The organism is Vibrio sp. KUL80 (assembly GCF_059725495.1).
The window spans coordinates 2,574,405-2,586,862 of the sequence record NZ_AP045841.1; the positions used below are offsets into that span (position 1 = coordinate 2,574,405).

Sequence of the window (12,458 nt, forward strand, 5' to 3'; positions counted from 1 at the left end):
GCCCGATTTCAGATAATAAGTGCGACATTCATGGGAAGGTGTAGAAGAGGAAGCCAACTGCTGAAAGTGGTACGCTCTTCTCGCCAAAGAAACAAGCAGTACTACCATGAATTATCAGAAGTTGACCGAGGGCAGAAGATACCAGATTTCTGCTCTTTTGGAACGGGGAATTTCAGTTTCTGAAATAGCTAAAACAGTTCAGTGCCACCGCTCAACGGTTTATCGAGAGCTTAAAAGAGGTCGTAAAAGCAACCATTACTGTCCAAGCACGGCACAGATGCTGTCCATTACGAGACGAAGAGCTGCGCTTAAATACCGAATACCAAAGGAGCGAGTTGACTTTATTCGTCTTCTTCTAGAGGCGGATTGGAGTCCAGAGCAGATTTCGAGTGTATTGACGAAAGCTGGCGCAGCAGTCAGCCATGAGTGGATTTATCGTTTTGTTGCTAGCGACAAGCGCTCAGGCGGTAAATTATATCGTCACTTGAGACAAGGCCATAAGCGGTATCGTCGTGGTAAAAAAGAGAAAGCTCCAGCGATTAAGAATGCCGTTTCAATTGATGACAGACCAAGCATTGTTGACAGCAGAGAGCGGTTTGGTGACTGGGAAATTGACACTGTTCTCGGGAAGCATGGCACAGGCGCAATGGTGACTATTTTAGAGCGCAAAACACGGTTGTACTTGGTAAAGAAAGTACCATCTAAGTCAGCCGATGATGTTACCCAGGCCACAATAGATCTACTGATGCCTTACAAGGAGCATGTGCATACTATCACCGCAGATAACGGGCGAGAGTTCGCTGGTCATGAAGCCATCGCGAAAGCGCTCAAGGCAGATGTGTACTTTGCTCACCCCTACAGCTCTTGGGAGCGAGGTGCTAATGAAAATGCGAACGGCCTTCTAAGGCAATATGTGAAGAAAGGAACCGACCTATCGACGGTGACAGACAGTGATATAGAGTTCGCCCTATCGCGGATAAATTATCGACCAAGAAAGTGTCTAGGCTTCAAACAGCCAGCCATAATATTTAACAAAATGGCTTTGGCTGCTTGATATTGGAGAGTGTCGCACTTCGCCGTTGAATTCGGGGCGTTTCTGTCGATGACCACAAGCTCACCGAAGTCTGTAAAAAGCTTCTGCAACAGCAAAGCTTCACCACCCAAAATAAACTGAGACAAGCCTTGGTCGATCTCGGCTACACAGGTATCAGTCAATCCACTGTCTCGAGGCTCTTGGCTCATCTAGGCGTAGTAAAGATGCAAAACGCGTGTGGCAAAAAAGCCTACTGCCTAACCGCAGAGAGTACCTCTGTCCGCGTGGACTCATCCATATCTTCACAGATTGAGCTCATTACCAACAATCAATCACTGGTCGTCATTAAGACCCATCCAGGTAGCGCTCAGCTCATCGCACGTTTAATAGATATCAACCCACACGCTGATATCTTAGCCACGATAGGCGGCAATGATACGATCTTGGTGGTACCCAAACATGTCAAAGACGTCGACCGCTGTGAGCAAGTGGTACGAGCTCGATTAGGCGCTTAAACATAAGCTCTAGTGCATTAATCAAAACGGGGTATTTCCTTAGGAATTATCCCGTTTTTTTCTGCCATGATTGCTTTATGATGGTGGGCATACACTTCGAATAACAAAGGGAATGCCCATGTCACTGTCGGAAGACGCTAAACAGCAACGCCACAAAGAACGTCAGCAAAAAGTGAAAGAGAATGTTGATAAAAAAATCGCGAATGCGCAGGTAGAAAAAGGGCTGCTACTGGTCATTACTGGCAATGGTAAAGGAAAGTCGACCTCAGGCTTTGGCACAGTGGCACGCGCGGTCGGTCACGGCAAGAAATGCGCTGTGGCACAATTTATCAAAGGCACATGGGATAACGGCGAACGTAACCTGCTCGAAAAGCTAGGCGTAGAATTTCAGGTGATGGCAACCGGCTTTACTTGGGAGACACAAAATAAAGCCGCCGACACCGAAGCCGCACAAGGCGTTTGGCAAGAGTGTAAACGTATGCTGCAAGATGAATCTATCGACGTGGTGCTGTTTGATGAGCTGACCTACATGGTGAGCTATGGCTACATCGAACTGGATGAGGTTGTTGAAGCACTTAACAATCGCCCTAACATGCAGTCCGTGATCATCACTGGACGCGCAGCACATCGCACGCTTATTGATATGGCAGACACAGTATCAGAAGTGAAAAATATCAAACATGCTTTCGAGTCTGGCGTAAAGGCGCTGAAAGGCGTCGACTGGTAAATCTCGAGCTACCGCTTATGGGTGACGCTCTTGAGACCGGATTATCGAAAGTCACCCATACAGGGTACATTTCACTCAACTCTCTACATGACATTAGGTTGCGTTTCGTTTAATTTAAACATTAATGCAACACAACCTTAACATGGAGAGTTTTATGGAAAGTTGTACTCTAGCACTGTGGATGCGTACGAATGAGCATGAGTTCGTCCTAGGATGGGGCCCAATTCAAAGCTTACAAGAGTCCAAGACTTGCTGGGAATCCATTCGCGAAACAAGCGGTGACTCTAGCTACTCGTTAACCCTTCGCAAGCCGTGTGGTGCTGTCGATTCAAAGAATATAGATATGGCAGCTGCATCTGTACTCATTGAATCTTGGGGCGCTATCAAAGAAGAAGAGCAAGATCTCGATTTGCATTGGTAGTTTGCCTGGCAATTTGGATTGGTAATGAGTGGAGACACTCGGAATGTAAAAAAGCCAGCCTCTACAGGCTGGCTTTATCATTCTAATTGCAACAGGGTTACTTACATCAGTTAAACAAACCTTTTAGCAGGCCGTCTACCGCCTTTTTGGTTTTCTCATCTTTAATGCCTAGTCGCTCTGTGGCGCGTTCAACTTCTTTCTTCGCTTTCTCTTTTAATACATCGTCAAACACCAGCGCGAACTGAGGCTGAGCCCATGGACCCGTTATCTTGATAGGGATCGTCACGTCACGAAGCTCGTCAATAGATTGACCACCCTGCCCTTCTAGCGTGCCAACAACTGAAGTACGTACTAAGAAGTCTGCTGTTTCGTTAACGTAGTTTGCTGAGCCCTCACCTTGAATACGAAGCAGTGGTGATTCTGCCGTCATGTCTTTGGTCGATACGACGCCGTTTGCTAGATTGAGCGTCGCCTTCATTGCACTGAAATCCGTTTTTTGTGGGCCTTGTTTACCGTCTAAAGACTGACCTTTAAAGCGCGCATAATTCTCACGAATCATCTGCGCAACGTTAATGCCATTTACCGCACCATCAGCAAAGTTAATCTTCACCGTACCGGATAGATTTTTCTTCATTGCGGTTGGAGCAAGCCCCTTACCTTTAACATTGACATCAATGTTGCCCGTGCCTTCTAGCTTATCGTTGTCAGCGACATCTTTGAGCAAAGGTTGAACCTTGACGCCTTTAATACGCTTAACCGCGCTGTAAGTCGCTGGAGACTGGCGCGCATCTAGCTTACCTTTTGCCGTAATAGAACCGCTGTAGAGCTCTGAGCTAAATGATGTCAGCTCAGCCACACCGCGATTGACAGAAAAGTCAGCGGTTACCTTTTGCATGTGGGCGTTCGCTGCTTTGAATTTGTCGATGGTGATCTTACCTTTCACATCCAGACCTTTGAGCGCGCTTAGGTCTGGTTCCACCTCGCTCGCCGATGGTTTAGATGCGCCACCCGTTTGCTCACCACCCGTTGAAGCGGTTTTATCTGCAGGCTGATTCAAACCTAAAAACTCATCCAGGTCGATATTCGGGCTGTGAAGAGAGAAACGTACTTTAGGGATATCGGCTAACTGAACGGTCGCTTTGCCGTCTAGCTCAATCTTGTTCACCGTGAGTTTATTTAGAACAAAATCAAGAAAGCTCTTGTTCATATCAAAGCTTAGATCCGACGCCATAGTGACTTTCATCGGAGACTGCGGCAGCGCTGCGCCTTCAAGCGTCGAGTCCAAAGACAAGCCGCTCAACGTAACCATGCTTATTGCTTTATCAACTGTGAACGTTGTGCCGCCTTTAGCATCAAAGGTTAGCTCGGCTGCATTGCCTTTCATTGAGAAATCAATGGCGTTTGGCTTATCAAACTCAAAGGTTGCCAACTTAAGCTGTGCTTGCTGAATTTGATTCGCCGCATCTTGGTAGGTCGCATCAAACTCAATGTTCTTCAATGCGTACTCTGCAAAGCCTTGAGCCAGTTTAAAATCAGCCGTACCTTTGGCAGTAAACTGCTGATCATTGTTTTGACCTTTCATTTCAAAATTCGCAGTGGTCCACTGATCAATTGCGAACTCAGAAACATTTAAGCCCACATCATAGAGCTTAGTGAATGTACCTGTTTGGGCGTTAGACATCTCAAGCAGCGCATTTGAAACTGTCACGCCCGATAGAGATATCTGCCATCCGTCTGTGGCTGAAGCCGTCGAATCAGCTGGCGCATCGGATGTGGTTGTCGGCTCTGCTGCCGCTTCCGTTTGCGGCGCTGCAGTAAGTGAGTCTAGGTTAGAGCGACCATCTTTAAGTGTTTCTAAATGAACCTGTGCACCATCTAGAGTAATAGAGCCAATCTCAAGCGTTTTATCAAGCAGCGGCATAACCGCGACGCTCACACCAACTTGGCTAACGCTGAACAAATTTGGGTTTTGGAAGCCTTGCGGGTTCTTCAAGCTTGTTTGCCCAAGCTCTAGCCCCACCGATGGGAAGAATTGCCAGCTAATATCACCGCTGATCTCAAGATCAAGTCCGGTTTGGTTTTTGACTTGCTCTGCGAGCATAGGTTTGAACTGATTAGGATTCACAAACATCACCAGCGCAGCGACACCTAACACTATTACCAATACAGGTATGGCAAGAATGAGGAGGAGTTTTTTCATTAGCAACTTCCCTGAAAACAAAAAGTGGCACATAAAGTGCCACTAATCTATTAAAAAATAAAGCAATTTAAATGCGGTTCGAGCACCCATTGAGTATAGAACATTCTTACCGCGTTTCGTGTATGTTTTCGACTAGATAATGTCAGAATTACGCACGAAGTAGCTTAGCGATGTGCGCTTTTAGCACATCGATCGCGATACGGTTTTTACCGCCGCGAGGAACAATAATGTCGGCGTGTTGCTTTGATGGTTCAATGAACTGCATGAACATTGGACGCACAGTAGACTGGTACTGCTGCAAAACAGATTCCATCGTACGACCGCGCTCTTCTACATCGCGCTTCACACGACGAAGTAGACAGATATCAAGCGGTGTATCCATAAATACTGTCGCGTGCATCAATTTACGCAGGCGTGGGTCGGTCAGCAGCAAGATGCCTTCCAGGATGATCACCTTCTTTGGTGTCATAGTCGCGGTATTTTCCGTACGCGTGTGCTCTGTGTAGCTATATTCTGGTACTTCTACCGCTTCACCTTGAATCAACTGCTCTAGGTGTTCGCAAAGCAGATCATGATCAAGTGCATTTGGGTGGTCGTAGTTAGTTTTTACGCGCTCTTCCATGCTCAAATGACTTTGGTCATTGTAGTAACAATCTTCCGTGATGACACCGATTTGGTGGTCGCCTACCTTTTCACGTAGTTCGTTATAGATAGTGCTCGCAATGAGGCTTTTTCCAGAAGCAGAAGCGCCAGCGATACCGACGATGACACATTGATTATTATCAGACATTCTTTGCACCTAGTACATATATGGTGGTGAGGACAAAACCGCGTAATTATATGGACATCATTCATTAGATACTAGTCGATATCTCACTTATTTGACCTCCAATTTTGCCTTCGCTCAAAGAATGGAGAAATGCAATCGATTACCCACTAGCGCCGCGTTTTAAACATAGCCAACACATGTCATATCATGGCTATTCCACCATCTTGAACATGATCGAGTCTGGTTTGGCTTTACCGCTCCAAAATAGATCCGAACACACTCGCTCTGCGAGTTCTTGATAGATAATCGCATGTTCACTTTCTGGTTTTGACACTACGGTCGGCGCACCATTATCAATCGACTCACGAATGTCGATATGCAGAGGCACTTGGCCAAGAAGATTTAATCCGAACTTAGACGCCATCCACTCTGCGCCACCAGCGCCAAAGATATGCTCTTTCGAGCCGCATTGGCTGCAAATGTGATAGCTCATGTTCTCCACGATACCCACCACTGGTACCGAGACTTTCTCGAACATAGCAGCACCTTTAATCGCATCAGCAAGGGCAAGGTCTTGTGGTGTGGTCACAATCAGCGCCCCGGTCACAGGAATTTGCTGAGATAAGGTTAGCTGAATATCCCCCGTACCCGGTGGCATGTCGATGACTAGGTAATCCAGATCTGGCCATTCTGTTTCATTGAGAAGCTGAGCTAAAGCCTTGGACGCCATTGGGCCGCGCCATATCGCCGCGTCATCGGTACTCATTAAATAGCCAATAGATTGAGTGTAAATGCCATGAGCTGGTACAGGCTGCATCCACTTACCATCACGAACGTCTGGGTGTGCATCAATCTGGCCGAGCATAATAGGAATTGAAGGACCATAGACATCCGCATCCAAGATGCCCACTTTGGCACCCAACTTACTGATGGCCAGTGCCAAGTTCACCGCCGTGGTTGACTTACCAACGCCGCCTTTCGCTGACGTCACCGCAATGACGTTTTTGACGCCTTTTATCTCTGTCGCAACCGTGGTTTCCAGTGACTTAGTATTGACAGACACAGAGTAAGAAAATTTAGCAACCTCGCCACTGCTTTGTTTCGCGTCAATCCAGTTTGCTAGAGCTTCTCGTGCTGAGAGATTGGCAAATGGTAAGGCAATTTGAAACTCTCCAGAGGCGGCAACCTTAACCACATCAGGGACTTCGCTCCACCCCAACTTAATGTTTGAGTGCGTGAACTCCCCCAGCCATTGGCAAAAATCTTGTTTCGATTCAAACGTGCGCATCTTGCTTTCCTTATTATTGTTAGTCTTTCGCTAATCTTTCTAAGATTAGCACTCACTTAGCTGAACCAGAACCCTAAAAAAGTTGGGGAGATTGATACTGGATACCTTGGAGTCATGCCACGCATCATGTAGTATTAGCCAATATTTTTACTCTGAATAAAGAAAGCGAAACAAAGTATGGCAACCGATCCAAGAAAAATGTTGGTCACTTGTGCACTACCGTACGCTAACGGCTCTATCCACTTAGGTCATATGCTTGAGCATATCCAAGCGGATATTTGGGTGCGCTACCAACGTCTACGTGGCAACGTAGTAAACTTCATTTGTGCTGATGATGCTCACGGCACACCAATCATGCTGAAAGCGCAGCAGATGGGGATCACGCCTGAAGAAATGATCGCAGCGGTTAGCGAAGAGCACCAAAAAGACTTCGCTGGCTTTGATATCAGCTTTGATAACTATCACAGCACACACTCAGAAGAGAACCGTGAGCTTGCGTCTCACATCTATCTAGAGCTGAAAAAGAACGGCTTTATCTCTAGCCGTACCATTTCTCAGCTATTTGATCCTGAGAAAGAAATGTTCCTACCGGACCGTTTTGTAAAAGGTACTTGCCCGAACTGTAAGTCAGAAGACCAGTACGGTGACAACTGCGATAACTGTGGTGCAACGTACAGCCCAACTGAACTTATCAACCCTCAGTCTGCAGTATCTGGTGCTACACCGGTAATGAAAGATTCTGAGCACTTCTTCTTTGACTTGCCTCAGTTTGAAAGCATGCTTCAAGAGTGGACTCGCTCTGGCTCGCTTCAATCTGAAACCGCGAACAAGATGCAAGAGTGGTTCGAGTCAGGTCTACAACAGTGGGATATCTCTCGTGATGCACCTTACTTCGGATTCGAAATCCCAGGCGAGAAGAATAAGTTCTTCTACGTATGGCTAGATGCACCGGTTGGTTACATGGCGTCATTCAAGAACCTATGTGGCAAACGCGACGATCTAGATTTCGACGAGTACTGGAAGAAAGACAGCTCAACGGAGCTTTACCACTTCATCGGTAAAGACATCGTATATTTCCACAGCCTATTCTGGCCAGCCATGCTTGAAGGTGCAGGTTTCCGTAAGCCAAACAACGTGTTCGTGCACGGCTATGTCACTGTAAATGGTGCGAAGATGTCTAAGTCTAAGGGCACCTTCATCAAGGCAGCAACCTACCTTGACCACCTAGATCCTGAGTGTCTGCGTTACTATTACGCTGCTAAGCTGAACAGCCGTATCGACGATCTAGACCTTAACCTTGAAGACTTCACGCAGCGTGTCAACGCTGACGTTGTTAACAAGATTGTTAACCTAGCTTCTCGTAACGCTGGTTTCATCACTAAGCGTTTTGAAGGCAAGCTTTCTGACAACTTCGCAGAGCCAGAGCTATACGACGAATTCGTTGCTGCTGCGGACCGCATTGCAGAGCTTTACGAGTCTCGTGAGTTTGGTCGTGCAATCCGTGAGATCACGGCGCTAGCTGACAAAGCGAACCAATATGTTGATGAGAAAGCACCTTGGGTTGTTGCTAAAGAAGAAGGCAAAGACCAAGAGCTTCAAGACATCTGTTCAGTCGGTATCAACCTATTCCGCGTTCTGATGACTTACCTGAAACCGGTCATGCCAGCATTGGCTGCACGCACCGAAGCGTTCCTAAACGAAACGCTAACTTGGGAAGGCATTGCAGCGCCGCTAACTGGCCATGAAATCACTAAGTTCAAGGCGCTGTTTAACCGTATCGATCCTAAGAAGGTGGAAGCGATGATCGAAGCTTCTAAGGAAGATGCAGCAGCAGAAGTAGCAGCGAAGGAAAAAGCAGAAGCTGAGAAGAACAAAGCAAGCCAAACTGAGCTTGATAAAGATCCTATCGCTGATGAGATCGAGTTTGACGACTTTGCTAAGGTGGATATGCGTATTGCACGTATCATCTCTTGTGAAGAGGTGCCAAAAGCAAACAAGCTACTTAAGTTCCAACTAGACATCGGTGGCGAAACTCGCCAAGTGTTCTCTGGCATCAAGTCTGCATACAAGCCTGAAGAGCTAGAAGGCAAGCTAACGGTTATGGTAGCGAACCTCAAGCCTCGTAAGATGAAGTTTGGTATGTCTGAGGGCATGATCCTAGCAGCTGGCCCTGGTGGCAGTGACCTATGGATCCTAGAGCCACACGAAGGCGCTCAGCCAGGTATGCGCGTCATGTAGTTGACCGTTTTATCGCTAGACTAAAGCCAGCATTTTTGCTGGCTTTTTTTGTGACCAAACTCACAAATAAAGTGCAATTGCACCATGAGCAAGCAGTTCCTTATACCCAAAAAGTATTAACCTATTGTTTTATAAGCACATTCAATATTGGCACTCGCCTTGCTCTGATTGAAGTGAGAGCGATAAACGACGTAAAGGAGGTCGTTATGTTTGTGTTGATATCTCTAGTCCTATCATCATGTATTTTGGCTGCTATCTATCACTACGCAAAATTGACAGAGGCAAAAGTAGAACGTAAGTATCAACTTGTGGTGCATTTACGTGAGCTAGTCACTTTGATTCGACAACATCGCATGGCCACACACTATCAGCTGATGTTTGACCAAAAGAAAGTAAAGCAGTTAGAAAAAATCGAAATTGCTATGGAGGAGTACTGCCTTAAACTGGTCGATGTCGCTCATTTTGACAATAAGCCCTTGTACCGAGTATTGCATAGCAACGTTAGGCTTCTTACCCGTTCATGGAAAAAGCACAGTGTTAGTAAGAATCAGATTGTGCATGGGAAACTCATTCGACAAACGCTATTTCTTGTCGACGAGATCTTCATGGCCTGGCTCATAGATGTCGATCGCGAAGAGCTTCAGCTAGAATATCGCAATGTCTGGCAAGGCGTGATTGACTCATTAGATTGCCTTACACAGTTACGTATCTGTATCGATGGTGCTGATAGCGAACTCGGTAAACAGCGAATCCTGCATTACTGTAAGCAGATGCACAGAAAAGTGAATCACCTAAGTCTGGTTGGCCCTCTCTCGGTGCCATCACCCATGTACAGTACTACGATCACTAAGATTGAAGAGCTGATTTCGCACCCGGAAACGTCGTTAGATAAAGAGTTTTTGTATCAGCTTACTTCTGAGTTATCAGAGCTTATCTTTACTACCTACGATGGATTGGTGAGTGAAATTGCAAGAGACCTCTATCAACCTGTACCAAGTATTATAACAGTCTAATTATGTCACTTACCTTTCATAATCAATAAGTAAGGTAACCAGAAAAAAGAATTAACCCAAGTAACTTAGTGTTTATAGTGCTTGAGTTTCGCAGGGAGGCGAGAATGAATTATCCAAGAGCAAAAACCTCAAAAACAGTACGCCGCATGTTTAGCACTGCCTCTTTTCGTGGTGTCAGCGATGAGTGCTACTACCAACGCTTAGCAGACCTACGAAAGCTGATTGCATTACTTAGGCTCCATCGAGAAGCCACACACTACAGCTTGCTGTTTGGACACAATAACCAGCACCAACTGGCATCTGCACAATCTCAGTTGGTCACGCTTTTAGAAAGCAAAGCGATGGGCAAGCTAGTGGGCTTTGGCGATATAAAGGCTTCAGTGTCGCTACAGCTAAGGAGTTGGAATCAGCAAAGTGTCAGAGACAATCAGTTGGTCCACAGTCAGTTGATTCGAGATGCGCTGATCCTCGTTCAAGATACGATATCTTCTTGGGCTAAAGCGGACGGACAGACTCATTTGCTGGTGACGCAGCGCAAAAGCTGGCAAATGATTGTGCCCTATATGGATACATTGACCACTCTAAGGCTGCACATTGCGACACTTGAAGCCCAAGAGAGTCAAACGGCTATCCATTCACTGTGTCATCAACTCACGCATCAATTATCAGAGCTGTATGTCAGTCAAGATCTAAGCCTACAACAGCATTTGCATGACGGCTTATTACAGCTTCTCTCACAAGTCGACAACCACCAATCACTCGACGAACTGAAAGAGAGACTCTATCGCATCACCTCACAGCTTTCGGAGCTTATTTTCCACTGCTACGATAGAACGGTAACAACGGTTGCTCAGTCGGTTTACTCAACCTTACCCAAGATTGCTGTGGCATAAAAAAACCGCCTTTCGGCGGTTATTTAATTAGCTATCGTCTTCGGTAAAGTTTGTTGGCAGTGTGGTCTTCATCTGATTCCAGATTTGACCACTCTCCATACCATACTGACGAATCACATTTGGTAATCTGTCACGATCACCCGTTTGGCATAGCTCTAACAAGTCTTTGTAGAAGTTAAGCGCCAGAGTACGTGCCTCAGGATTCGAGAAGTAGTAAGAGCCCACACGATCATAGAGCTTCTTGAGACCGTTGAAGATCAAACCATAGATTTGGTTGCCAGAATGGAATGCCAAACGCTGGAACAACGAGTAATCGTAAAAGTTAAACGTTTGAGCAATCAGTGCTGATTGGCGAGCGCCTTCGTCTTTTTCACCATCATCTTTTACGTGCTGCTTCAACTTATCTGCATAAGGTGAAGACTCGATAAACGCATCCCAAGACTCAGCATTAAGCAAGCTTTCACAAGATTCAATGATACCTTCGATAGTACGCTCTGAATTCTCTTTATTGGCTTTAAATGCGTAACGCATAAAGATTGGGCTGATGTTTGTGCGCGCCGCAAGCAAGTCTTCAACAATTGAAGTCGCGTTATCAGCATCTAACGTCATTAACGTATCAAGGATATGCAGACCTGAGGTCTCCATAAATTGGTTTACTTTCGTTGGTTTACCGTGCTGGATAGTTAGCCATCCATCACGAGCCAAACGTTGCAACACCTCACGAAGTGTTGTTCGTGTTACCCCAATTAGTTCTGACAGCTCACGCTCAGCTGGGAGAATTGAGCCTGGAGGGAAACGGCCGTTCCAGATGCTCTCAATTATATACTTTTCAGCGAACCCTGCTGGGCTCTTCGCCTTAATTACCATTATGGGGTGTTTCCAATTTCATTTTATTCGTAGTTGTATGGAACTCATCATACCACTACTTCAAGATTTTGGTAAACCTACACTACTTATCTATGTAACAATAACAATATAGAGTAATAACTCTATTGTAGCATTTCGCGCATCGTAACCATTTATGGGTAGAAGATATAAATATTACGGAATAATTTACCTTTCCCTAACATGACAAGCTACTGAATGGTATGTTAAATGAGTCAAATATAAGACTCGACTATCAATAAGATATTTCCGATCATTTGGTCAGAATAACCCTAAAAAACATGCTTTTTTGGCTGTTCCGAATAACATATCATCCTCGTGCGACACTTTACGAAAAGTATGCGTAAGATCAAAAGAGCAATCATTGATTTCATTGATGCTTGCTTCATTTCATATAGATCGCATTTTTGACAAAAAATACATTTCAAACTGTTTCAGAAGGTGATTTTTGTTGACTAAATCTTACTGAGGAGTAG

The 12,458-nt window shown here is 45.6% G+C and carries 11 protein-coding genes; 7 read left to right on the forward strand and 4 right to left on the reverse strand.

Annotation, left to right across the window (positions count from 1 at the left end):
• The first annotated feature begins 106 nt into the window (after positions 1-106).
• The 4 genes from AC6I8U_RS11815 (at position 107) to AC6I8U_RS11830 (ending at position 2,696) form a co-directional block, all read left to right on the forward strand.
• Positions 107-1,054 (forward strand): IS30 family transposase, encoded by a 948-nt coding sequence (locus tag AC6I8U_RS11815; RefSeq protein WP_498016998.1) that lies wholly within the window; start codon positions 107-109, stop codon positions 1,052-1,054.
• A 29-nt stretch (positions 1,055-1,083) separates the two neighbouring features.
• Positions 1,084-1,548 carry an arginine repressor gene (locus tag AC6I8U_RS11820; RefSeq protein WP_498018358.1) on the forward strand — a complete coding sequence of 155 codons (465 nt, stop codon included), beginning with the start codon at positions 1,084-1,086 and terminating at the stop codon, positions 1,546-1,548.
• A 118-nt stretch (positions 1,549-1,666) separates the two neighbouring features.
• Entirely contained in the window at positions 1,667-2,275 is a 609-nt protein-coding gene (gene cobO, locus AC6I8U_RS11825) for a cob(I)yrinic acid a,c-diamide adenosyltransferase (protein WP_042474070.1), read from the forward strand.
• A gap of 154 nt (positions 2,276-2,429) precedes the next feature.
• Positions 2,430-2,696, forward strand: a complete 267-nt coding sequence (locus AC6I8U_RS11830) for a hypothetical protein (RefSeq protein ID WP_394152541.1) — start codon at positions 2,430-2,432, stop codon at positions 2,694-2,696.
• 106 nt (positions 2,697-2,802) lie between these two features.
• Here the strand turns inward: AC6I8U_RS11830 and AC6I8U_RS11835 are convergent, their stop codons facing one another.
• The 3 genes from AC6I8U_RS11835 to apbC form a co-directional block, all read right to left on the reverse strand.
• Positions 2,803-4,896 (reverse strand): AsmA family protein, encoded by a 2,094-nt coding sequence (locus AC6I8U_RS11835; RefSeq protein WP_498016999.1) that lies wholly within the window; start codon positions 4,894-4,896, stop codon positions 2,803-2,805.
• 148 nt (positions 4,897-5,044) lie between these two features.
• Complete coding sequence (udk, locus tag AC6I8U_RS11840; RefSeq protein WP_042474065.1) at positions 5,045-5,686, reverse strand: uridine kinase; 642 nt, start codon at positions 5,684-5,686, stop codon at positions 5,045-5,047.
• Positions 5,687-5,876: 190 nt separating this feature from the next.
• Entirely contained in the window at positions 5,877-6,953 is a 1,077-nt protein-coding gene (gene apbC / locus AC6I8U_RS11845; protein WP_498017000.1) for an iron-sulfur cluster carrier protein ApbC, read from the reverse strand.
• 177 nt (positions 6,954-7,130) lie between these two features.
• On the opposite strand from apbC, the gene metG reads away from it, so the two are divergent.
• The 3 genes from metG (at position 7,131) to AC6I8U_RS11860 (ending at position 11,097) form a co-directional block, all read left to right on the forward strand.
• The gene (gene metG / locus AC6I8U_RS11850) at positions 7,131-9,191 is read left to right on the forward strand and encodes a methionine--tRNA ligase (RefSeq protein WP_498017001.1); all 2,061 of its coding nucleotides are present in this window, start codon (positions 7,131-7,133) and stop codon (positions 9,189-9,191) included.
• Positions 9,192-9,397: 206 nt separating this feature from the next.
• Positions 9,398-10,204: a hypothetical protein gene (locus AC6I8U_RS11855; protein ID WP_498017002.1), complete on the forward strand. Its 807-nt coding sequence runs from the start codon at positions 9,398-9,400 to the stop codon at positions 10,202-10,204.
• Between the two features lie 104 nt (positions 10,205-10,308).
• A complete protein-coding gene (locus tag AC6I8U_RS11860) occupies positions 10,309-11,097 on the forward strand; it encodes a hypothetical protein (protein ID WP_498017003.1) in 789 nt (262 codons plus the stop codon).
• A gap of 27 nt (positions 11,098-11,124) precedes the next feature.
• On the opposite strand, the gene fadR is transcribed toward AC6I8U_RS11860, so the two are convergent.
• The gene (gene fadR / locus AC6I8U_RS11865) at positions 11,125-11,964 is read right to left on the reverse strand and encodes a fatty acid metabolism transcriptional regulator FadR (protein ID WP_498017004.1); all 840 of its coding nucleotides are present in this window, start codon (positions 11,962-11,964) and stop codon (positions 11,125-11,127) included.
• Positions 11,965-12,458 lie beyond the last annotated feature (494 nt).

What these genes read in the sequence shown, in the direction of transcription:
- cobO (WP_042474070.1), top strand. Translation starts at nt 1,667, where the DNA reads ATGTCACTGTCGGAAGACGCTAAACAGCAACGCCACAAAGAACGTCAG.
- udk (WP_042474065.1), bottom strand. Translation starts at nt 5,686, where the DNA reads ATGTCTGATAATAATCAATGTGTCATCGTCGGTATCGCTGGCGCTTCT.
- AC6I8U_RS11835 (WP_498016999.1), bottom strand. Translation starts at nt 4,896, where the DNA reads ATGAAAAAACTCCTCCTCATTCTTGCCATACCTGTATTGGTAATAGTG.
- metG (WP_498017001.1), top strand. Translation starts at nt 7,131, where the DNA reads ATGGCAACCGATCCAAGAAAAATGTTGGTCACTTGTGCACTACCGTAC.
- AC6I8U_RS11815 (WP_498016998.1), top strand. Translation starts at nt 107, where the DNA reads ATGAATTATCAGAAGTTGACCGAGGGCAGAAGATACCAGATTTCTGCT.
- AC6I8U_RS11860 (WP_498017003.1), top strand. Translation starts at nt 10,309, where the DNA reads ATGAATTATCCAAGAGCAAAAACCTCAAAAACAGTACGCCGCATGTTT.
- AC6I8U_RS11830 (WP_394152541.1), top strand. Translation starts at nt 2,430, where the DNA reads ATGGAAAGTTGTACTCTAGCACTGTGGATGCGTACGAATGAGCATGAG.
- apbC (WP_498017000.1), bottom strand. Translation starts at nt 6,953, where the DNA reads ATGCGCACGTTTGAATCGAAACAAGATTTTTGCCAATGGCTGGGGGAG.
- AC6I8U_RS11855 (WP_498017002.1), top strand. Translation starts at nt 9,398, where the DNA reads ATGTTTGTGTTGATATCTCTAGTCCTATCATCATGTATTTTGGCTGCT.
- fadR (WP_498017004.1), bottom strand. Translation starts at nt 11,964, where the DNA reads ATGGTAATTAAGGCGAAGAGCCCAGCAGGGTTCGCTGAAAAGTATATA.